This window comes from Alcanivorax sp. 97CO-5 (assembly GCF_000524665.1).
Classification (GTDB): Bacteria; Pseudomonadota; Gammaproteobacteria; order Pseudomonadales; family Alcanivoracaceae; genus Alcanivorax; species Alcanivorax borkumensis.
Genome location: NZ_KI965883.1, coordinates 50,130 through 72,984 on the forward strand (window position 1 = coordinate 50,130; position 22,855 = coordinate 72,984).

At 54.2% G+C, this 22,855-nt stretch carries 17 protein-coding genes; 11 read left to right on the forward strand and 6 right to left on the reverse strand.

What is annotated here, in order from left to right:
* Nucleotides 1-6: 6 nt before the first annotated feature.
* Nucleotides 7-2,571: a penicillin-binding protein 1A gene (locus Y017_RS05555; RefSeq protein WP_011589514.1), complete on the reverse strand. Its 2,565-nt coding sequence runs from the start codon at nt 2,569-2,571 to the stop codon at nt 7-9.
* Between the two features lie 199 nt (nt 2,572-2,770).
* Here Y017_RS05555 and Y017_RS05560 point away from each other — a divergent pair, with 199 nt between their 5' ends.
* The 11 genes from Y017_RS05560 to hemE all read left to right on the forward strand — a co-directional run bounded on the left by Y017_RS05560 (nt 2,771) and on the right by hemE (nt 18,213).
* Entirely contained in the window at nt 2,771-3,835 is a 1,065-nt protein-coding gene (locus Y017_RS05560; protein WP_035459497.1) for a pilus assembly protein PilM, read from the forward strand.
* Nucleotides 3,835-4,401: a PilN domain-containing protein gene (locus Y017_RS05565; protein ID WP_011589512.1), complete on the forward strand. Its 567-nt coding sequence runs from the start codon at nt 3,835-3,837 to the stop codon at nt 4,399-4,401. Before Y017_RS05560 ends, Y017_RS05565 begins: the two co-directional genes overlap by 1 nt.
* Entirely contained in the window at nt 4,401-5,078 is a 678-nt protein-coding gene (locus Y017_RS05570; RefSeq protein ID WP_035459498.1) for a type 4a pilus biogenesis protein PilO, read from the forward strand. The genes Y017_RS05565 and Y017_RS05570 overlap by 1 nt, the downstream gene beginning before the upstream one ends.
* Before the next feature lie 14 nt (nt 5,079-5,092).
* Nucleotides 5,093-5,620, forward strand: coding sequence for a pilus assembly protein PilP (locus Y017_RS05575; RefSeq protein ID WP_011589510.1), 528 nt, complete (start codon nt 5,093-5,095; stop codon nt 5,618-5,620).
* A 20-nt stretch (nt 5,621-5,640) separates the two neighbouring features.
* Nucleotides 5,641-7,812, forward strand: a complete 2,172-nt coding sequence (gene pilQ / locus Y017_RS05580; RefSeq protein WP_011589509.1) for a type IV pilus secretin PilQ — start codon at nt 5,641-5,643, stop codon at nt 7,810-7,812.
* Nucleotides 7,809-8,345: a shikimate kinase AroK gene (aroK, locus tag Y017_RS05585; protein ID WP_035459500.1), complete on the forward strand. Its 537-nt coding sequence runs from the start codon at nt 7,809-7,811 to the stop codon at nt 8,343-8,345. The genes pilQ and aroK overlap by 4 nt, the downstream gene beginning before the upstream one ends.
* 60 nt (nt 8,346-8,405) lie before the next feature.
* The gene (aroB, locus tag Y017_RS05590) at nt 8,406-9,485 is read left to right on the forward strand and encodes a 3-dehydroquinate synthase (protein ID WP_035459501.1); all 1,080 of its coding nucleotides are present in this window, start codon (nt 8,406-8,408) and stop codon (nt 9,483-9,485) included.
* Entirely contained in the window at nt 9,475-10,977 is a 1,503-nt protein-coding gene (locus Y017_RS05595; protein ID WP_231483411.1) for an SPOR domain-containing protein, read from the forward strand. Before aroB ends, Y017_RS05595 begins: the two co-directional genes overlap by 11 nt.
* A 142-nt stretch (nt 10,978-11,119) precedes the next feature.
* Nucleotides 11,120-15,583, forward strand: coding sequence for a glutamate synthase large subunit (gene gltB / locus Y017_RS05600; protein ID WP_035459504.1), 4,464 nt, complete (start codon nt 11,120-11,122; stop codon nt 15,581-15,583).
* An 11-nt stretch (nt 15,584-15,594) separates the two neighbouring features.
* A complete protein-coding gene (locus Y017_RS05605) occupies nt 15,595-17,016 on the forward strand; it encodes an FAD-dependent oxidoreductase (RefSeq protein ID WP_011589504.1) in 1,422 nt (473 codons plus the stop codon).
* A gap of 135 nt (nt 17,017-17,151) precedes the next feature.
* The gene (gene hemE / locus Y017_RS05610; RefSeq protein ID WP_011589503.1) at nt 17,152-18,213 is read left to right on the forward strand and encodes a uroporphyrinogen decarboxylase; all 1,062 of its coding nucleotides are present in this window, start codon (nt 17,152-17,154) and stop codon (nt 18,211-18,213) included.
* Between the two features lie 147 nt (nt 18,214-18,360).
* On the opposite strand, the gene Y017_RS05615 is transcribed toward hemE, so the two are convergent.
* The 5 genes from Y017_RS05615 to Y017_RS05635 form a co-directional block, all read right to left on the reverse strand.
* Nucleotides 18,361-18,819: a PaaI family thioesterase gene (locus Y017_RS05615; RefSeq protein ID WP_011589502.1), complete on the reverse strand. Its 459-nt coding sequence runs from the start codon at nt 18,817-18,819 to the stop codon at nt 18,361-18,363.
* Between the two features lie 115 nt (nt 18,820-18,934).
* The gene (locus Y017_RS05620; RefSeq protein WP_035459506.1) at nt 18,935-19,270 is read right to left on the reverse strand and encodes a 4a-hydroxytetrahydrobiopterin dehydratase; all 336 of its coding nucleotides are present in this window, start codon (nt 19,268-19,270) and stop codon (nt 18,935-18,937) included.
* Between the two features lie 77 nt (nt 19,271-19,347).
* Nucleotides 19,348-20,043 carry a hypothetical protein gene (locus Y017_RS05625; RefSeq protein ID WP_011589500.1) on the reverse strand — a complete coding sequence of 232 codons (696 nt, stop codon included), beginning with the start codon at nt 20,041-20,043 and terminating at the stop codon, nt 19,348-19,350.
* Between the two features lie 369 nt (nt 20,044-20,412).
* On the reverse strand, nt 20,413-21,657 hold the full coding sequence (locus tag Y017_RS05630; protein ID WP_011589499.1) for an acyl-CoA dehydrogenase family protein: 1,245 nt from the start codon (nt 21,655-21,657) through the stop codon (nt 20,413-20,415).
* Between the two features lie 94 nt (nt 21,658-21,751).
* Nucleotides 21,752-22,435: a 2-phosphosulfolactate phosphatase gene (locus tag Y017_RS05635; protein ID WP_011589498.1), complete on the reverse strand. Its 684-nt coding sequence runs from the start codon at nt 22,433-22,435 to the stop codon at nt 21,752-21,754.
* Nucleotides 22,436-22,855: the final 420 nt, after the last annotated feature.

A 22,855-nucleotide genomic window follows, 5' to 3' on the forward strand; every position in this document is an offset into this window, starting at 1 on the left:
CGTGCATCAAAAGATCTGTTCCGGCGCACTGTGTCCATTCGGGCCGCGAGCGGGTTCCAGTTTGGGAACCTGACTGTCAATGAAGTACTCGCGAATGGAGTCCGGATTCTCCGGCCGAGCTAGCAGGCCACTATCTGGATCGATGCGTACGGTAGCGATGCCGGAGGGTTGTTTCAGTTGGTGCTCGGGCACTCCTTTCAGGGCTGGGCCCATGTAGTCCATCCAGATGGGTAGCGCTGCCTTGCCGCCATATTCGCCCCAGCCTAGGGTGGCAGGGTTATCAAACCCAACCCAGACGGTGGCAACCAGATCCGGCGAGTAGCCGGAAAACCAGGCGTCGAACTGATCATTGGTCGTGCCGGTTTTGCCTGCCAGATCCCGGCGACCCAGACGGTTAGCCTGGTGACCAGTGCCGCGACGCACAACATCTTGGAGTATGGAGTTCATCAGCCAGGCAATACGAGCATCAACAACCCGGGGAGCCATGACCGGGGGGGGTTGCAGTGGCTCTAGAGCGTTTTCAAAGCTGTTGCTGTCATCGGTGTGACGGGTTGAGTTGTTCTCAGCTGGCGGGTTGCCGGTTGTCGGTGCCTGACAGTGGTGCTCGCAGAAGGTGATTTCCGGCGCTTTCCAAAGCACCTCTCCGTTGTCCTTTTCTATTTGTAGGATGCTCCATGGGGTAACGCGGTAGCCGCCATTGGCAAAGATGCTGTAGGCAGCGGCAATATCCATGGGGGTGACGCTGGCGCTGCCCAGTGCCAGCGAAAGATCTCGCTGGAAGGTGTCTGTCGGTAGGCCAAAACGTTTCAGTGTGCCCATGGCCTGGCTAATCCCGATTTGCCGAAGGATGCGGATAGAAACTAGGTTTAGGGAGCGATAAAGGGCTTCGCGCATGCGGATGGGGCCAAAGAATTTACCGCTGGCGCCGGTGGGTCGCCAAGCAGTTTCCAGCTTGTTGTCGTCAAAGACCACGGGGGCGTCGTTGATGATGGTGGCTGGGGTGAAGCCGCTTTCCATGGCTGAGGTATAGATGAAGGGCTTAAATACGGAGCCGGCTTGGCGCTCGCCTTGTACGGCACGGTTGAAATTGGAGGTGGAGAAGCTGTAGCCACCTTGCAGAGCAACAATGGCGCCGCTGGTCGGATCAAGGGAGACCAGTGCGGATTGAGCTCTTGGTAGCTGCGCGAGCCGCCAATGCCGATCCTCGTCATTGCCGGCTGGACGAACGTAGATGACGTCTCCCTTGCTGAGGACGTCGCTGGCCTGGGTTGGCTCCTTGCCTACATATTTATTGTTTAATTGTGGGCGAGCCCAACGGATGTCATCCCAGGCAAGTGGGCTGCGTTTGCCGTCACGGAACAGAATCTCTGCGTCTTTTTTGCCTACGGCGGTAACGATGGCCGGTTGCAGGGGGCCTATGCGTCGTTGGTCCTTGATGCGTTCAGCCCAGTTGGCCACATCAGGATTGAGGCCGGTGATGGTTTTTTCTAGTTCAGCTTCCTCGATCACCTCCGTTGTGTCGGTGCTGTCCTGCGGAGGGGCTTCGTTATCTGCATTGGATGGGGAGGGGAGGGTGGGTGCGTCACTCACATCCAGTTGTGCTAGCGGACCACGGTAGCCATGTCGTTCGTCATAGCTGTGTAAACCTTTGCGCAGGGCGTTAACGGCAGCTTGCTGGCGCTTGCTGTCCACGGTGGTGATGATGCGAATGCCGTCGGTGTAAATGTTGGCATCTACCAGCTTCATGGCCTGCAAGCGAGCCATTTCCCCTAGGTAGCTGGCGTCTACTTCCGGTGACGCTGCGTGGAAGCGGGCGCTGACTGGCGCAGCCTGCGCTTGCTCTTTCTGCTCAGCGGTAATGACGCCGGTTTCCTGCATGCGATGAAGAATCCAGTTGCGTCGGACCCGGGCGCGCTGAGGGTTCGTAATGGGGTTGTAGGCGGAAGGTGCTTTCGGCAAGCCGGCAATCATGGCCCACTGGGGCAGGCTGAGTTCGCCCACGGACTTGCCGTAGTACACCTGTGAGGCCGCTTGGGCACCATAGGCGCGGTGGCCTAGATAGATCTTGTTTAGGTAAAGCTCAAGAATCTCTTCTTTGCTGAGAACCCTTTCGATCTGAATGGCCAGTACGATTTCGTTGAACTTGCGCAAAAAACGCTGTTCACGGTCTAGAAAGAAGTTCCGGGCGACCTGCATGGTGATGGTGGAGCCGCCAGAACGGATCTCTCGGTAACGAGCAAGCTCAACGAAGGCCCGTAACAGACCTTTCAAATCGACCCCATTGTGCTGGAAAAAGCGTTCGTCTTCCGCAGCGAGTACCGCTTGGATTAGTGGTTGCGGCAGTTCGTCGAAAGTCACTGGCTGGCGACGCTTTTCGCCGTATTCTGCAATCAGCTTCATGTCGCGGCTGTAGATGCGCAGAGGGATCTGGTACTCCACCTCGCGAATCTGGTTTGCCGGGGGCAATTGTGGGGCCAAATAAAGGTAGCAGGCGGCAAGTGCCGCGAGGCCGCCACCGGCGCCGGCAATAAGGAGTAACAGCAGGTATCGGATCCAGGAGGGTAAACGCATGTTTTCGGCAACTACTGGCTGGGATCGGTAGAAAGGCCTAGCCGGCCCGTGAAGTGGGTCATTATATGGTGGAATGCTTGTTGTGATCTAATATCTGTTCTGCTATTACTAACTCCTAATGTAGTTCGACATAAAAAACGTGTAAGTATATATCTAGCAAGAAAAAATACTTCAATAATAACCAGACGGGACGACGACAGTGCTGCCTTTCCTCAGAAAAAAGGCCCAGACACTACTGGGGATCGACATCAGCTCCACGGCGGTCAAGCTGTTGGAACTGTCCAAATCAGGGAGTCGCTACAAGGTCGAGAGCTATGGGGTTGAGCCCCTGCCGGCCAATGCGGTTGTCGAGAAAAATATCAGCGACGTGGAAGGAGTGGGTGATGCTATTGCCCGCTTGGTAAGCCGTACGCGTCCCGGGGTAAAAGCGGCGGCGGTGGCAGTGTCCGGTTCCGCTGTGATTACTAAGCTCATCGAAATGGATGCCGAGCTGGACGAGGATGCATTGGAAATGCAGCTCAAGTCTGAGGCAGATCAGTACATCCCGTATCCCATGGATGAGGTCCGTATGGACTTTCAGGTTGTGGGGCCGGTTGAGAATAACGATGAGCGCGTGGAGGTGTTGGTTGCCGCCTCACGCACAGAGAACGTGGAGATGCGCACCGATGCGTTGGAAATCGGTGGCCTACAACCGCGAGCGGTGGATGTGGAAGCGTACGCTATTGAGCGGGCTTTTCAGTTGCTTCTGCCCGGTTTGCCGAATGCGGAGGAGCTAGAAACCGTGGCGGTATTCGATATCGGCGCCACCATGACCACGCTAAACGTATTTCATCAAGGGCGTAGCGTTTATACCCGCGAGCAGCTTTTCGGGGGCAAGCAGCTCACTGAAGAAATTCAGCGTCGTTACGGTATTTCTATGGAAGAGGCGGGGTTGGCCAAGAAAACCGGCGAGCTGCCCGATGATTACGAAGGCGAAGTGCTGCAGCCGTTCAAAGATGCCATTGTCCAGCAGGTGAATCGTTCATTGCAGTTTTTCTATGGCTCCACGCAATTCAATGAAGTGGATTACATCTTGCTGGCAGGGGGCTCTTCCTCTATCGCAGACTTGGGCGATCTGATTCAGGAAAAGGTGGGCGCGGGTTGTTCAGTGGCTAACCCTTTCAGTGACATGGCGCTGGCGAACAAGGTGAATGCCTCTGCCATTGCCAATGATGCCCCGGCATTGATGATTGCCTGTGGCCTGGCATTGAGGAGCTTTGACTAATGACAACAACAATTAACCTGTTGCCATGGCGCGAAGAGCGCCGCAAACAGCGCCAGCAGGAATTCGTCATGATGTTGGTGCTCGCGGCGATTGTGGGAGGGGCTATTTTTTGGGTTTGGCGGGGGTATGTGGATCAGCAGATTGCTGATCAGCGGGCCCGCAATAGTCATATCCAGACGCGTTCAGCAGAGCTAGATGAAAAAATCATAGAGATTAAGGAGCTAAAGTCTCGTCGCGATGAGCTGGTGGCGAGGATGGAGGTTATTCAGAGCCTGCAGGGTAATCGTCCAACTATCGTGTATGTGTTTGATGAGTTGGTGAAGACCCTCCCCGATGGTGTTTTCTATAACGAAATTAAACGGGTGGGCGACTTGTACACCATTAATGGGGTGGCTGAAAGTAATAATCGAATTTCTCGCCTGATGCGTAATCTTGATGAGTCATCCTGGTTCCAGAGTGCCAATTTACAAAATGTGACGGCGCTTGAAGATGGCTCACAGGCCAACAGTTTCTTGTTGACAGTCAAGCAGGCATCTCTGAACAGCGATAAAGAGGGAGAAAAATAATGAAAGCCTCTGAGCTGAAGAATATGGACTTGCGTGAGCTGATGGATGAGCTCAATAGTCTGGATTTCGAGAATGTGGGGGGGTGGCCCACGCCAATTAAGGTTGGCGCTGCGGTTCTGGTGCTGATTCTTGTTGTGGCCCTAGGCTATTTCCTGTCGATTAGTGAGGCCAATCAGGTGCTTGATCAGCAGAAAAAAGAAGAGGCTACGCTTTTACAGGCATATGAGAAGAAAGCGTTTCAAGCCCACAATCTCGATCAGTTTCGTAAGCAGCTGGTAGAAATGGAGCAAACTTTTGGTGCCCTCCTTAAACAATTGCCCAAAGATACGGAGGTTCCTGGTCTGCTTGAGGATATTACGCATACTGGGCTGGGCAGTGGCTTGGAGTTCGAAAATATCGAACTGAGAGATGAAATGGAGAAGGAGTTTTATGCTGAGCTCCCTATCAATATTCAAGTCATTGGTGATTACCATGGTTTTGGTTCTTTTGTTTCCGGGGTGGCGTCATTACCACGTATTGTGACGTTGCATGAGTTTACGGTTGCGCGGCCTGCGAAAGGTAATCAAAAACAGGCTCCCCTGGGGCTGTTGAGAATGGACATTACGGCGAAGACCTATCGTTACTCTAGTAAGGATGATGCGACGGGCAACGCTAATTCTTCTAGCAAGAAGAAATAAGGGGGCGTGAGATAATGAAAAAAATAATCTTTCTTTCTGTTGCTTGCGTTGCCTTGTTCGGGCTTGCCGGTTGTGGTTCCAGCGCTAATCTTTCAGAGCTAGATGCTCGTCTTCAGGAAATAAAGGCAAGGCCGCGAGGGCGGGTTGAGCCTCCGCCTGAGTTCAAGCCTATTGCTTCCTATGCTTATGCTGCTCACAAACTGCGATCTCCATTCAGTCCGCCACAGGACCAGGAATTGCTGGTGGTGCCTGATGGCCGCAAGGTGGAGCCGGATATGGGCCGCCCGAAAGAATATCTGGAGCGTTTCTCGCTGGATGCGCTGAAAATGGTGGGCACCATTACCAAGCCAGGTCAGCCGCTTCAGGCTTTGGTTGCCGATCCTTCAGGGGCGGTGACACGTGTTAAACCAGGCAGTTATATGGGGAAAAACTTTGGTTTGGTCAAGCAGGTTAACGAAACCAAAGTGAGTCTGATTGAAATCGTACCGGATGGTCGGGATGGCTGGGTGGAACGCGCCAGTAACGTCTCGATTTCCGAATAACAGCCGCTGGGGATCCAGTTATGAAATGTGCAAGATCGACAATAAAAAATAGCGCTTCCCGGCGTCTGGCGGGGCTGGTTTCTGTAGGAGTGTTGTCTGCCCTCTCTATGGTTGCGGGCGCAGATACACTGAAATACATCGAAGCTAATGCTTTATCCGGTGATGGCATGGAAGTTCGCCTGAAGTTTGAAGGTGGTGTGCCGGAAGTGAAGGGATACAGTATCGAACAGCCTGCTCGTATTGCATTGGACCTTGTCGGTGCGGATTCGGATATTGCGGGAAAGCGGCAAAACCTTGGTTCTGGTAACGCTCGTAGTGTCACCATTGTTGAAGCAAAAGACAGGACGCGGCTGATTTTTAATTTGGAATCGCTGACTGGCTATTCAACCCGTACCGAGGGTGATGATCTGATTGTTCTGTTGGGTAATGATCAAGTTGATAAGCAGAAACAGGCTTCACAGGGAAATGATTACAATGGCGAGGCCGCTGTAACGGGGGTCGATTTTCGGCGTGGAGAAAGTGGCGAAGGACGCGTCATTATCAAATTGTCTGAACCATCCATTCCTGTAGATGTGAAAGAAGAGAGCGGCAAAATCGTGGCTCGATTTGTGGGTGCAGGAGTGCCTAACGAGCTGGTGCGTAAACTGGATGTGACCGATTTTGCAACGCCAGTCAAAATGGTGGAAACGCAGTCTGCAGATGGCAGCACCATGGTTGTTATTGAGCCGACCGGGGTATGGGAATATATGGCATACCAGGCGGATACCGAGTTCAGTATTAACATTAAGCCGGTTAGTAAAGCAGAAGTGGCAAGAAAGAAGAAAAATGCGTTCCAGTATACGGGGGAAAAACTTTCCTTGAATTTCCAGGATATTGAGGTGCGCTCCGTTCTTCAATTAATTGCGGATTTCACGGGGCTTAACCTGGTTGCCTCTGACACAGTAGACGGTCGAATTACGCTGCGTTTGCAGAATGTGCCATGGGATCAGGCGCTGGAATTGATTCTGAAAACCAAGGGGTTGGATAAACGTCAGGTGGGCAATGTTCTGCTGGTTGCGCCAGCGGATGAAATTGCAGCCCGTGAGCAGTTAGAGCTGGAAAGCCAGAAAAAAATTGAGGCACTGGCTCCTCTGCGAACCGAATATATCAATATCAATTATGCTAATGCGTCGGAGTTGAAAGAGCTGATCTCCAACGCTGGCGGTAAGGGCGAAGCGCTAGTCTCCGGGCGTGGCTCTGTGGTTGTAGATCAGCGTACGAATACACTCATTGTTCAGGATACCCAGGCCAAATTGCAGGAAATACGTGAGCTAATCGATCAGCTTGATATTCCTGTTCAGCAAGTGCTCATCGAGGCTCGGGTCGTGGTGGCGACCAATGATGTGACCGACGAGTTTGGTGTGCGTTGGGGGGGGCTGGGTTTTGATACGGAGAGTATGCTTGAGGATGGTCGTACCTTCGGTGTTTCGGGTCGTTTGCAATCTCTAAGGAACCTCCATCAGACTAATATTGATGCAACTATCGCTTATCCCGACACTGTTGGCGGGCACCCTGGCGATGTGGAATTTGGGCCGGATGATTTTCAGTTTCAAGAGGCTGAAAACGATGATGATCTCATTGTTGATCTAGGAGTGGATTCTGCCAGTGCATCCCGGTTTGCAGTAGGCTTTACCTCTCTTGCCTCTGGTTTGATTGAGCTCGAGTTGTCCGCATTGGAAGCGGAAGGGCACGGTGAATTGGTGGCAACACCGAAGGTTTTGACCGCGGATCAGCAGCCCGCAGTGATCGCTTCCGGTCAGCAAGTGCCTTTCGAAATAGCGACCTCCTCTGGTGCGACCTCCATCGATTTTGTGGAAGCAGAGCTGCGACTGGAAGTGACTCCGCATATCACCCCAGATGGCAATATCATCATGATGCTGAAAGTGAACAATGACTCCTTTAGTTCAGACGGTTCTGCAGCGATTAATACCAATCGGGTGGAAACGTCTGTGCTGGTTAACGATGGCGAGACAGTGGTGCTTGGTGGTATCTTCCAGCAAGAGAAGATCAATTCTGTGACTAAGACACCATTTCTGGGTGACTTGCCATGGATTGGTGCCCTGTTTAGGAAGACTGTCAATCGTGATAACAAGCAAGAATTGCTGATCTTTATTACGCCACGGTTGATGAAGGATGCTTTGGCTAATCGGTGATCAAAACTAATTCTATTGTTCCTTTAATTCTTGTCGGGCCTATGGGTGCGGGGAAAAGCACCTTGGGCAGGCATCTTGCTCAGGTGTTGGACCGCCCGTTTTTCGACTCTGATCGTGTAATCGAGGAGAAAACTGGCGCGGATATTCCCTGGATCTTCGATATGGAAGGTGAGGAGGGGTTTCGGCGGCGGGAACAAGATGTGATTGACGAGCTAACCCGGGAGCCTGGCATCGTGCTGGCTACCGGCGGCGGGGTGGTGGTTACCCCGGAGAATCGAGCCTTTCTTCATGAGCGCGGCTGTGTCGTCTACCTGTGGACACCGGTAGAGGTTCAGCTGGCCCGGACTCGCAATGACAAAGGGCGCCCACTGCTGCAAACGGCAGATCCCAAGGCGCGGCTGGATGCCTTGTTCGCCGAGCGTGATCCGCTCTATCGGCAGGTGGCTCATCATGTGGTCTCGACGGCATCAGGAAACCTGAAAAAAGTCGCGGATGACGTGCTCGCTTGTTTGGACTCTCAGCCACAAGGATAATGCAGGCAACTGTCGGGCTGGTGCTTGGCCTATTTTGCTGAATTATCATTGGGAGCTGTAATGCGCACACTTCAGGTGGCCTTGGCCGAGCGGAGTTACCCTATCCATATTGGGGCCGGCTTGCTGTCGTCTTTTCCCTTAGCTGAGCAGGTTCGTGGCAACCAGGTGATGATCATCACCAACGAAACTATTGCGCCGCTGTATCTAGCCTCACTGGAGGCGCACTTTTCTGCTATTCAGTGCGATACGCTCATTCTCCCCGATGGCGAAAAATTCAAAACCCTTGAAACTCTTGAAACCCTTTTTGATGCTTTGATGGCCAAGCGCCATTCGCGCACCACAACACTGGTGGCGTTGGGCGGCGGCGTTGTTGGCGATATGGTGGGTTTTGCGGCGGCCTGCTATCAGCGGGGGGTGGATTTCATCCAGGTGCCAACGACTCTGCTGGCCCAGGTGGATTCGTCCGTTGGCGGTAAGACTGCGGTCAACCATTCCCGTGGCAAGAACATGATTGGTGCCTTTCATCAGCCGCGCTTGGTTCTGATTGATACCGACGTGTTGAACTCGCTGCCAGAGCGGGAATTGGCTGCAGGTTATGCGGAAGTGGTTAAGTATGGTCTGATTCGTGACCCTAGTTTCTATCAGTGGCTGGAAACCAATAACGACAAGCTGTTGTCCAGAGATGAGGCGATCATTTCTGAGGCGATCTTCCGTAGCTGCGAGAACAAGGCTCAGGTCGTTGCGGATGATGAAACCGAACAGGGTAACCGTGCGTTGCTGAACCTGGGGCATACTTTTGGTCATGCCATTGAGACCGCCACCGGTTATAGCCAGTGGTTGCACGGTGAGGCGGTAGCGGTGGGCATGTTGATGGCCATTCGCATGTCCGCTGAGTTGGGCTGGGTGCCGGCAGAGCTGGAGTCAAAAGTGGCCACTTTGTTGTCTGCCTGGGGCTTGCCGGTGGCGGTTCCCGAAGGGATGACGCCGGAACAATTTATGGACCTAATGGCCTTGGATAAGAAGGTTCATAATGGCCAGTTGCGCCTTGTGTTGCTGCGTGAGCTGGGTAAGGCTGTGGTAACGGCGGATTATGACGGCGCGGCATTGCAAAAAACATTGGAGGCTTTTTGTGGAGCATGATGACGAGCGTTTCTATAGCGGTGCCTCGCGTGGGGACTTTCTGGATGCCATGACGGCCCACGCCGAGCAGGGCTCGGTGGTCGCTATAGAGGGCGACACCGGCAGTGGTGTTTCTATACTGCTCGGGCAGGCAGTGATGGCCTTAATTACTGACATGGAAGTGGTTCGCATTGATGGCAGTAAGCCCCATGATGCCTCTGTGGTGGTTGAGGCTTTGCTGCGACATTTCGATATTGACCGTGCTGACTTGCCCCAAGTGTTGCGCGAAACGCTGGCGACTGGCCGTTTGGTTGTGGTGGTAGATAATAGTGAGGACCTGAGAGCTGATGCGCTGACGACCATGGAGGCCCTAAAGCAAAAGCTGGGGGCACGATTGTGCTATTTGTTTGGCGGTCTGCCGGGTACGGTTGAGGCTCTCAAATCCGTGGGTTTTACCGTGGATGATATGTTGGATCTGCCTAAGCTGAATGCCGATGATGTGCAGGATTTTGCTTGGCTTGTAGCCGGTGTTGAACTGGATGACGAGGAGTCTGAGCAGTTAGCGCACCGTAGTGAAGGGTTGCCGGGGGCTTTGCTGGGATTGCTGCAGGGTACCAGAGGGAGTGTAGCAGCAGTGCCGGTGGGGGCGATGACGGCAGGGCGCAATAACGTAGATGAAACCGATGAGGCGGAAGGCGACATGAGTGATATGTCGGGTTTCTCCGCGCGCTCCAGCGACGATGAAGATGATGAAGAGCGGCTGTCGGCGGTGCCGACTCATGCGGCCGTCGTTTCGCATACCACGGCGCCTTGGCGCCATGGGGCGGCAGTGGTCGGTCTGTTGCTGGTGGTTATCATTCTGTGGTCAGTATTTGCCGGTGGTGAGGATGAGGTTGTAGCACCTGATTCTCGGAAATTAGCTTTGCCTGTACCGCAATCCGTGCCCGCTGAGCAGGTGGCTGAATCACAGGAGCGGAAGGTGACACCGCTGAAGCCGACCATGGAGCCGGTGGCTCGTCTTGAGGATCTAGGGGCCAAGAAGGAAGAGGGTGCGGATGGGACCAAAGAGGCACAAACCGACAATGTGCAGTTGGCTCCAGTGACCGATCCGGTGATGCAATCTTCGCCGGCCCAAGCTCAACGGCAGGTTGAAGTGGCGCCTACGCCAGCAAGGTCTGAAAAAACGGAGGTGGAAACGGTTTCATCAGCGCAGAGGGAACAAGCCTCAGGTTATAACCAGGCGTCTTGGTTGGCTGCGGTGGATGACGACAGCTGGTTCCTGCAGATTACAGCCACCAGCCAGGAGGCCAATGCTCGTGGGGTGTTGGACCAATTGGGCCGTAAGGGGGCCTATTATCCGGCCAAGCGGAATGATAAAACCGTGTTTGTGGTGCTCGCTGGCGACTATTCCAGTCGTCAGGCCGCTGTGGATGCAAAGTCGACGTTACCGGCAAAGTTACGCGCAGCGGGTCCCTTTCCTCGCAAGATGGCCGATATTCGCGGAGAGCTTTGAGCAGAAAAAGCGCCTTGGGTGGCGGTTCAGTTTGTCGCCCAAGCGCGCAATGTGTAGAATGTGTATCCCTTTTTTGCCGTCACCATTTTCTTGACGCCATTTTCCTTCTGTAAGTCTCTGAATTTCAAGAGGATAGGTTTTCATGCAGCAGAACTCAACGCTGGTGCGGGGGCTCACTGAGCCCGGAGAATTCCGGGACAACTGTGGTTTTGGTCTGATTTCCCATATGGAAGGTCAGCCTAGCCACGAGCTTCTGCAAACTGCTATTGAAGCACTTACGTGCATGACACACCGGGGCGGCATCAATGCCGACGGAAAAACCGGTGATGGCTGCGGTCTGTTGCTTAAGAAACCCGATTCTTTCTTCCGCAAGGTCGCGGAAGAGCAATCCATTACGTTGCCAGACAACTACGGCGTGGGGATGGTTTTCACCCACCCGCAAGCGGATAAGTCTGAGCAGCAGAAGAGCGCTATTAATTCGGCGCTTGAAGCTCAGGGTGTTGCCGTACTCGGCTGGCGTGAAGTGCCTACCGATCCGAGCTGTCTGGGTGACCTTGCGCGGGCGTCACTGCCCGGATTCTGGCAGGTCATGGTGGCTGCGGAGGGTAACTCTGAACAAGAGTTGAATCGTCGGCTGTTCTTTGCCCGTCGGCATGCAGAAAAAGCCATCGAAAGTGACGGTTATTTCTATATCTGCTCGCTGTCCGCATCGGTGATGTCTTACAAAGGTCTGATGATGCCGGTGGACCTGCCGGTGTTCTTTCCGGACCTAGGTGACAGTGCTATGGAAACGGCCATTGTCGTTTTCCATCAGCGTTTTTCTACCAATACGCTACCCCAGTGGCCCCTGGCCCAGCCATTTCGTTATTTGGCCCATAACGGTGAAATCAACACCGTACAGGGTAACCGTAACTGGGCACTGGCACGGGAAAGCAAGTTTCAAAATGAACTGCTGCCGGGCCTGGAAGAGCTAAGCCCGCTGGTCAACCGTACGGGTTCGGATTCCTCCAGCATGGATAATATGCTGGAGATTTTGCTGGCCGGCGGCATGGACTTGTTCCGCGCCGTACGCATGATGATCCCGCCTGCCTGGCAGAACGTGGACACCATGGATGCGGATCTGCGCGCTTTCTACGAATATAACTCCATGCACATGGAGCCGTGGGATGGCCCGGCAGGTTTGGTTATGACAGATGGCCGCTATGCCGTTTGTATGCTTGACCGTAACGGTTTGCGCCCGGCTCGCTGGGTAGTGACCAAAAACGGCTTTATCACCTTGGCTTCGGAAATCGGCGTGTACAGTTATAAGCCGGAAGACGTGGTGGCCAAGGGCCGTGTTGGGCCTGGTCAGATTCTCGCTATCGATACCGAAACCGGTGAAGTTCTGCACACTAAGGACATCGATAATCGCTTGAAAGTCCGCCACCCCTACCGTGACTGGCTGAAAAGTAATGCTCTGCGCATTGAAGCGGATTACGACCACGAAGTGGGTCGTACCGATGAGGTAGACCCGCAGGACCTGCTGAGCTACCAAAAGTTTTTCCAGATCAGCTTTGAAGAGCGTGATCAGGTGCTGCGTCCGCTGGCCGAGTCTGGCCAAGAAGCCACCGGTTCCATGGGTGACGATACGCCCATGGCGGTGTTGTCCCGCCGCGAGCGTTCTCTGTTCGACTACTTTCGCCAGCAATTTGCCCAGGTAACTAACCCGCCCATCGATCCGCTGCGTGAAGCGATTGTGATGAGTTTGGAAACCTGTGTCGGTGCCGAGCGCAATGTGTTCGAAGAAACCGCAGACCATGCCGACCGGGCGATTCTGTCTACCCCGGTGCTGTCGCATTCCAAGTTTACCAATCTGATTAACATTGAGCGTCCGGGTTACCAGACGGCCAAGTTGAGCCTGCATTATGATGCCGAAATTGGCCTCAAGCAGGCGGTGCTGAATCTGTGTGAGCAGGCGGCAAACGCGGTCCGTGATGGCAACGCGATTTTGGTGCTGACTGACCATGGTATTTCCCAGGACAAGCTCACCATCCATGCCTCTATGGCCACTGGTGCGGTACACCACTCCCTGACCGAAAAAGGGCTGCGTTCCGACGCCAACATCATCGTTGAAACAGCGACAGTTCGTGATTCCCATCACTTTGCCGTGCTGTTTGGTTTCGGCGCCACCGCGGTGTATCCGTATTTGGCCTATGATGTGATCGCCGACATGGTGCGTTCCGGCGAACTGTTGGGCGACGCGGTAGAGCTGCAGAAGAATTTCCGCAAAGGCATCAACAAGGGCCTGATGAAGATCCTCTCCAAAATGGGGATTTCCACCATTACCTCTTACCGGGGCGCCCAGCTGTTCGAAGCCATCGGTATCGACAGTGAAGTGGTTGAGCTGTGTTTCCGTGGTGTCCCCAGCCGAATTCAAGGCGCGGGCTTCGAAGATTTCCAAGCCGATCAACAGAGCTTGGCCAAAGATGCCTGGAAGCAGCGTAAGCCCATTGATGCAGGTGGTATCCTCAAGTATATCCACGGTAAGGAATATCACGCCTTTAACCCGGACGTGATTTACGCTCTGCACCGTGCCACCCAAGATAGTGACTACAACGCCTACAAAGAGTATGCCGAGCTGGTCAATAAGCGCCCGGTGGCGACGCTGCGTGATTTGTTTGCGTTGCGTGATGATGTTGAGGCCATCGATGTGGATCAGGTGGAGCCGCTGGAAAATATCTTGCTGCGCTTTGATTCTGCGGGCATGTCTTTGGGCGCGTTGAGCCCAGAAGCCCACGAAGCCATTGCTACGGCAATGAACCGTCTGGGAGGCCGTTCTAACTCCGGTGAAGGTGGGGAAGATCCTGCTCGCTTTGGCACTGAGCGTGTGTCCAAGATCAAGCAAATTGCTTCCGGTCGCTTTGGTGTGACCCCACATTACTTGGTTAACGCTGAAGTGTTGCAGATCAAGGTGGCTCAGGGAGCCAAGCCCGGTGAAGGCGGCCAGCTGCCTGGCGGTAAGGTGAATGCCCTGATCGCGCGTCTGCGTCACTCTGTGCCCGGTGTGACCCTGATTTCACCGCCGCCGCACCATGACATCTACTCCATTGAGGATCTGTCCCAGCTGATTTTCGATCTCAAGCAGGTCAACCCGGATGCTCAGGTATCTGTGAAGCTGGTATCTGAGCCCGGTGTAGGTACCGTGGCGTCCGGGGTGGCGAAAGCCTACGCGGACCTGATCACCATCTCTGGTTACGACGGCGGTACGGCGGCTAGCCCGTTGACCTCCATCCGTTACGCGGGCTCTCCTTGGGAGCTGGGCTTGGCGGAAGCGCACCAGGCGCTGCGTGGTAACGATTTGCGTGACAAGATTCGCCTGCAAACAGATGGTGGCCTGAAGACGGGTTTGGACGTGATTAAAGCCGCCATTTTGGGTGCTGAGTCGTTCGGTTTTGGTACCGTGCCGATGATCGTGCTGGGTTGTAAGTACCTGCGTATTTGTCACCTGAACAACTGCGCTACCGGTGTTGCTACCCAGCGTGAAGATCTGCGTAAGGAGCATTTCATTGGTGCTCCAGAACTGCTGATCAACTACTTCAACTTTGTGGCCCAGGAAGTGCGTGAGCTGCTGGCCCTGCTGGGAGTGAAGAGCATTCCTGAGCTGATCGGCCGCACCGACCTGTTGAAAGTTCTGGAAGGTGAAACCGCGCGTCAGGGCAAGCTGGACTTAACCCCGATTCTGCGCAACGACTTGGTGCCGGCGGACAAGCCGACCCATTGCCAGGTGAGCCGAAACGAGCCGTTTGACAAGGCCGTGCTGAGCCAGAAGATGGTGGATGACATGGGCTCCGCCATCGAAAGTAAATCCGGCGGCTCGTTCCATTACGACATCACCAACTGTGATCGCTCCGTAGGGGCTCGGGTGTCCGGTGAGATTGCCAAAAAACATGGCAACCTGGGCATGGAAGATGCGCCGATCAAGGTGCGCTTTAGCGGTACTGCCGGGCAGAGCTTTGGTGTGTTTAATGCCGGTGGCCTGCACATGTACATTGAAGGTGATGCCAATGACTATGTGGGCAAAGGCATGGCCGGTGGTAAGTTGGTGATTCGCCCGCCCAATGGCAGCCCGTTCAAAAGTCAGGAAACCGCCATCATTGGTAATACCTGTCTCTATGGTGCTACCGGCGGTAAGCTTTACGCCGCAGGCACCGCAGGCGAGCGTTTCGGGGTGCGTAACTCCGGAGCCCATGCCGTTGTGGAAGGTGCTGGCGACCACTGCTGTGAATACATGACCGGTGGTTCCATCACCGTGTTGGGCCGCACTGGCCACAACTTTGGCGCGGGCATGACCGGCGGTTTTGCGTTCGTCCTGGACGAAGACAATGATTTCTTCGACCGCATCAACCCGGAGCTGATCGAATTGCATCGCATCAGTTCCGAAGCCACCGAGTCCCATCGCAGTCACCTGCGTGGCGTAATCGCAGATTACGTGGACGAGACCGGCAGTGAATGGGGCCAGTACATTCTGGACAACTTTGATGCCATGAGCCGCAAGTTCTGGTTGGTTAAGCCCAAGGCCGCAAGCCTGGAAAACCTGCTGCAGAGCACGCGCGCCAATCCGGCATAACGGGGGATACCATGGCTGAACGTTTAAGCAATAATTTCCAGTTTCTTGACGTGCCCCGGCACGATCCGAAGAAAAAGGATATTGACGACCGTAAGCACAAGTACGAGGAAATCTACTACCCATTTGAAACCCGGGAAGTAGAAAATCAGGCGCATCGCTGCCTGCATTGCGGTAACCCGTACTGTGAATGGAAGTGCCCGGTCCATAACTACATTCCTAACTGGTTGAAGCTGATCAGTGAAGGCAACCTGCTGGAAGCGGTGGAGTTGAGTCACCAGACCAACTCCCTGCCAGAAGTGTGTGGCCGGGTGTGTCCGCAGGACCGTCTGTGTGAAGGGGCCTGTACTCTAAATGATGGCTTTGGCGCGGTAACGATTGGTGCCACTGAGAAGTACATTACCGATACTGCGCTGGCTATGGGCTGGCGCCCGGATATGTCCAAGGTAGTGTGGACCGACAAGAAGGTCGCAGTGATTGGTGCTGGCCCTGCCGGTATCGGCTGTGCCGATGTGTTGGTGCGCAGTGGCGTGAAGCCGGTGGTATTCGATCGCTATGAGGAAATTGGCGGCCTGCTGACTTTTGGTATTCCCGAGTTCAAGTTAGAAAAGCCGGTCATGGCCAAACGCCGTGAAGTCTTTGAGGGCATGGGGGTGGAATTTCGTCTGGGCGTAGAGGTCGGTAAGGACATCACCATTGATGAACTGCTTGCCGACTACGATGCCGTCTTCATGGGCATGGGCACTTACACCTATATGAAAGGTGGTTTCCCGGGTGAAGAGTTGGACGGTGTGTATGAAGCTCTGCCGTTCCTGATCTCTAACGCTAACCGTAATTTGGGCTTTGAAAAAGACGAAGCGGACTTCATCAATATGCAGGGCAAGCGTGTGGTAGTGCTGGGTGGTGGTGATACCGCTATGGACTGTAATCGCACCTCAATCCGTCAGCAGGCGCAAAGCGTTAGCTGTGCCTACCGTCGAGATGAAGAAAACATGCCCGGTTCACGCAAGGAAGTGACCAACGCCAAAGAAGAAGGCGTGCAGTTCCTGTTCAACCGCCAACCCATTGAAGTGGTGGGTGAAGACGGCAAGGTGGTCGGCGTTAAGGTAGTGGAAACCAAGCTTGGCGAGCCAGACAACAATGGCCGCCGCCGCCCTGAGCCGATTCCGGGCAGTGAAGAAATTCTGCCGGCGGATGCGGTGATTGTGGCGTTCGGTTTCCGCCCGAGCCCAGCGGATTGGTTTGGTGAGAAAAGCATCAATACCGACGATTCCGGCCGCGTGGTCGCCGTGGAAGAACAGGCATTCCCGTTCCAGACGAGCAATGAGAAGATCTTTGCAGGTGGTGACATGGTGCGTGGCTCGGACTTGGTGGTGACTGCCATTTGGGAAGGCCGTGAAGCTGCCAAAGGGATTCTTGACTACTTGGATGTGTGAGTTGCGCAACAGGCAACATGCTGTACGCAACATAGGGCCTGCTTTTGCAGGCCCTTTTTCTATATGATGTTGAAGATTTTTATTTTCGCGCGTTGCGTGCAGCGTAGTGCGTGAAGTGTTTTCAAAGGAACCCACATGACTTTCGCTCCCCTGCAAAATGATCGCTTTCTTCGTGCACTCAACCGCGAGACGGTGGATCGCACGCCTATCTGGATGATGCGCCAAGCGGGGCGTTACCTACCGGAATACCGGGCTGCTCGCGAGCATGCGGGTTCATTTATGGATCTGTGCAAGAATGCTGATCTGGCCTGTGAGGTGACGTTACAGCCATTGGAGCGTTACCCGTTGGACGCGGCTATTCTGTTCTCCGACATCCTGACTATTCCTGATGCTATGGGGCTGGGGCTGTATTTTGAGACGGGAGAGGGGCCCAAATTCAGAAAAGTGGTGCGAACCGAAGCGGATGTGGCCGCACTGCCGATACCGGATGCAGAATCCGATCTGGGCTACGTGATGAATGCGGTGAGTACTATTCGTGGTGCTCTTAATGGACGTGTGCCGCTGATCGGTTTTTCCGGGAGCCCCTGGACGCTGGCGACCTACATGGTAGAGGGCGGCTCCAGCAAAGATTTCCGTCACCTTAAAGCGATGGTGTACAGCCAGCCCGAGCTGGCTCATGCCATGCTCGACAAACTGGCTCAGTCCGTGACAGGTTACCTGAATGCACAGATCCGTCATGGAGCCCAGGCTGTGCAAATTTTTGATACTTGGGGCGGGGCGCTGTCGGCGGAAGCCTATAAAGAATTTTCCCTGCGTTATATGCAGCAAATCGTGGATGGCCTGATTCGTGATAATGAGGGTCGCAAGGTACCGGTGATCCTGTTCACTAAAAACGGTGGCCTGTGGCTGGAATCCATGGCTGCCACGGGCTGTGATGCTTTAGGGCTGGACTGGACGATTAATATCGGTGACGCGCGCCGTCGTGTGGGTGACAAGGTCGCCCTACAGGGAAATATGGATCCGGCAGTGCTGTATGCCTCGCCGCAGGCGATTCGGGCTGAAGTGAAACGTATCCTCGATGATTTTGGTGATCATCCTGGGCATATTTTTAATCTAGGGCACGGCATCACCCCGCAAGTGGATCCGGAGCACGCTAAGGTCTTTATTGAAGCTGTAGTGGAATTGAGTCAGAAATAACCGAGCTGCAAGCTACAACATTGGATAGGGAAAGCAGGGACGCTCCCTCCGATTTTTCTTTTTCATTGTGAACCTGTAACGGTATGCCTTGTGCTGGGTGGGCACCATGTGGTCGCCCACTCTTTCCCTCATTGTTGCGTGCCGCTTTTAGCGGCGGATCTTTCTTAGCTGATAGACGTTGTGGCTGATAGCAACCACTTCGCCATTGGCATCCTTCATTTCCACATCCCATTCAAAGTCGCATTGGCCCATTTCTTCGGTGGTGCTTTCGATGCGGCTGATTTCCTCTTCGCTGAGGGTTACTTCCACGGTGACATCAGTGGTGGCCGGGCGCCGGAAGCGAATCCACACGTCTTTGACAATGGGATAAAAGCGCTTGGTGTCGAATGAAGACAGATACAGGGTGCCGGCGGGCAATTCGGCAATGGTGTACAGTGCCCCAGCGTACATGATGCCAACGTGATTAAGGTTGGGTTTGAGAGGCATCAGCATCCTGCAGTAGCCGCGCTCCACTTCTAGCGTTTGTACTCCACAGCGCTCAACGAACGGAAAGCTTTTGTCGCTGGCGAGCTTGATGGCGTTTTGTTGTTTTTCGCTCAGGGCCATGCTGCTACCTCCTCCGTTACAGGTGATGCTAGCGAAGGCTTAGGGGCACCCCCAACGCGTTTGCTCACAAGGTTGATGCAAACGGTTAGGGTAAACGGTCAGGCGGAGCCTGGTTTTACACGAGAGCGTCGGTTTTGGCGGCGCAGATAAAATCGTTGCGGTGCAGTCCTTGGATTTTATGGGTCCACCAAGTGACCGTGACCTTGCCATATTCGGTGAGAATGGCGGGGTGGTGGCCTTCCTGCTCCGCCAGATCGCCGACCCGGTGGGTGAAATCCAGGGCCTGAACAAAGTTCTTGAAGGTAAAGTGCCGCTGCAGTTTCTCGATGCCGTCTTCTTCCACGAGCATCCAGCCTGGAACTTGCCGGTGTAGTTCTTGACGGTCTTGGTCGCTGATCAAAGGGGAATCGGCGTTGCAGGCTTCGCATTGTTGTGTTTTTAAGGTGGTCATGGCGATCAATCCAATTTGGCTAATGGATGACAGACTCCGTCATCAGAATTGTCAGTGATCCATTCGTTATTATCAATTTAGCTCTGCGCAGGTTCGCACAAACGCACCGGGTTACCATTAGTGCCATTGGGACTCATTTTTCTCAGCGAGCGATGAAGCTTTTCCATGTCTGTGTCATCACGCACTTCACCGGGAATTTCCATCCCGGCAGCAAGGTTCAGTAGTATCGCTTTCATCTTTTCGGGCATCAGCACGGGTTGACGATGCTGCAGTACATAGATTAACTCGCCCTGCTTGAATAGCAGGAAACCGTTGTAGTAGGCACCACTTTCTTCCTCGTCATCTTTTACTTTAGCGGCATCCGCATTGATGTCGATGATGGCAAACAGTGTTTTGCGATCCGCATCGTCGAGAAATTCCTGGTAGGAGGCTTCTGCGCCGGAAATCATCGGTGCTTTGGCGATAGCATCACTCAGGTAACGGTTGAGACTCAAATTGAGCAGCGCCAGGTCCGAGTCCACGCGTGAAGGGTGATTGTTTACTTTCAGGTAATCCACGCGGAACAGACGGCCGCTGCCGTCCCAGAAGGTGGTGGCGCCGCCGTTACGATCACAGCGTTCATCTAGCACTACTTCGCCACGGAACGTGCTGACGCCAAGGTCAAGAATATAAGCGCCGGCCGGTGAAAAGTAGTAATCACCTTGGCGTTCATCATGTTGGCTCTGGCAGGCAACAAGCAACAAGGCTAGCGCGGCAGTTTTAATTATTTTCATTGTCTACTCCCGAGCATAAAAAACATATGGATCATAGCACACCGGCTGCATAGTGCGGCGATTAGCTTCTTGCCAAAGGAAGAGGTTGTTTCATGGTTATTACTGTATTCCTCAGCCCATGTTGCGGCGGTTGAAAACAGGATCAGCAAAGAATCTGGGCACCAATCATCATCACAGCAGACGTTCATTTTTGCGCTGTTGGCGGCTGATTTAAGTGCACGCGGGTTTCTGCATAGAGGCTGATGTTGTGGCGCAGGTTGTGACGAAGGAGGGAGGCGTGTGGTTCGGGGCGGAGGTATGGGATGTGGGCGATTCCCCCTCGCACCTAGCGCGATGGGGAATCGTTCACATGGATGGAGCGAGCGCGGTTTATACGCGGCCGAGCAAGTCCCGAGCGATGGCGATAATTTGCATCTCATCGGTGCCGGCATAGATCTGTAGAATTTTGGCATCACGCATTAATTGTTCTACTCGAGATTCGCGCATGTAGCCGTAGCCGCCATGGATCTGTACCGCTTCGGTGGCCACTTCCATGGCGGCCTGGGCAGCGTAGAGTTTCATGGCAGAGGCTTCGGCCAATGTCATCTGCGCACCTTCGGCGGTCATTTCAATATAGCGGAAAATCATGTTTTGCAGGTTGGTGCGTGCCACTTCCATCTTGGCCAATTTCAACTGAATAAGTTGGTTCTGCCCGATGGCTCGGCCGAATTGAACTCGGTCGCTGGCATATTGGGTGCTTAGCTCAAGGGCACGTTCCACCATGCCTAAGGCCATGGCCGCGACGCCAGCCCTCTCTTGCATGAAGGTGCCTTTGGCGCCGCTGCGGCCATAACTGTCTTCATTGCCGCCCAGCAGGCGTTCCGGTCCAGCTTTTACATCGGTAAGGAATAGTTCGCCTGTGGGGGAGGAGCCGATGCCCATTTTCTTGAAGGGCTTGGATTGGGTCAGACCTTCCATGCCGCTATCGAGAATAAAAGATACGATCTTACGTTGGTCAGCAGGGACCCCTTCTTCATCCAGTTTGCAGATCAGGATGATGGTGTCCGCATAGGGGCCGTTGGTAATCCACGTTTTGCTACCGTTAATGATGTAGCCGCCGTTACCGTCGCGTTTAGCCAAGGTTTTCATTTGCCCAAAGGCATCGGAGCCGGCATTGGGCTCTGAAATGGCCCAGGCACCGACCTTTTCCAATGTGAGCAGAGGCAGAGCCCAGCGCTCTTTTTGCTCAGTGGTGCCCTTGCTCATGATGGCGCCACCACCTAACCCCATGGAAACCCCCATGGCGGTGACCAAGCCTTGGGCATGCTTGCACAGTTCAATAATGGGGATCATGCGCATGGCGGCTTCTTCGCCGGCCATGGCGGAAGGGCCTTCTTTTTTCTTTTTTTCTTCCCCGGCGTTACCGGCGGCGATGGCTTTCTCGCGGGCAATCTGTTTGTCGAACGATTGCTTGGCCATCACATCCATGCCGAAGGTTTTGATCATTTTGCGCAGGATGTCGTAAGGGGGAACGCCGTTGTATTCGATATCGTCCAGCTGCGGCACAATTTCTTTTTCTACAAAGTCGCGCACCATTTTCTGGATCATTTGCTGTTGTTCGGACCACTGGATCATCGGGCTGTCCTGTTGAGTGGAAATTCAATCAACTGTAACAAGCCCGATGACGGTGATGCATTGATCAAAAGAACGGAATGATTGACGCTGGATGTCAGGGGGCTGGTTGAGCTGTGATGCAGGGTTGCGGGTCGAACCGCACGTGCATGGTCAGGGCGTTCGCCCCCTCGCTGCTGGCGGCGGCTTCAATATCTTGAGGGCGTAGTCGGGGGTGGGTGCCGGCATAAAACTTCTGCGCCGCTTTGGCATTGAGGGTCCGTTCGCGGGCCGCTTGATAGGTAATGCCGTCTCCGCCTAGCAGATGGCGGATGTACTCGGCGCAGGCCACGTCTTCGTCGCCGGTGGGGTGCGAAGCGACCAGCACTACGGTGGGCGGATTCTGTTTACGTAAATAGTTGGCTGTCGCTTCCGCGTTGACTAGCCCGGCTACCAACACTTCTAGGCTATCCCGGGCGCGCAGAGTGGCGGCAACGCCATTGGTGGTGCGCAATATCAGCTCTTTGCCTTGCAGTTCTGCCTGGTCGACTTCCCAAGGAGAGTTGCCGAAATCAAAGCCGGGGATGGGCAAGGCGTCCACCTCGCCGGCCAGCAGGGCTTCAGGTAGATGCTCGTCGCGTAGCGCAAAGGCTTGCTCGGCATTGGCCACTGGCCAAATGCAACGCAAGCCTTTGCGAAAGGCATGGTGGCTGGTGGTGAAAGCGCGAATCACGTCGATCACCACGGTAATGCCATGGATGTTGTGGGGTGGGTTATGCCCTTGGGCAATGTGGATGTCCATGTTCTTCCTTGCCAGGTTGAGGCATTGCGGATTCTGACGCTGTGAATGAATTCAGAACAACAGAGCCAATGCTCTAGGTGACGTTGTCGAAATGTAGCCTTCGGTGTCCAGGTACTTCTCCATGGCAATGGTCAACATGAGCGGCTCACCCACGGTCGAGCGATCCATGGAAACACGCTTGCCTCTGCGAAGATGTCGATCGCCTAGCGATAAGTGAGGGTCTGAACGATCGCGTAGCAGGTCGTCTTAAGTGCGATGCCTATGTTGCATTTGGATAATGCAGCTAAATCCCGCGTGTGCATAGACATTGGCGGCCAGCTCACCCTCCGCAGAGCAGAGATTTCTGTCGTCAGAGTCTCGGTGAACGCAGGGAGCGCATCGCTTGGTGCTTAGCTGTATTAGTTCAGACCAAATCTGACA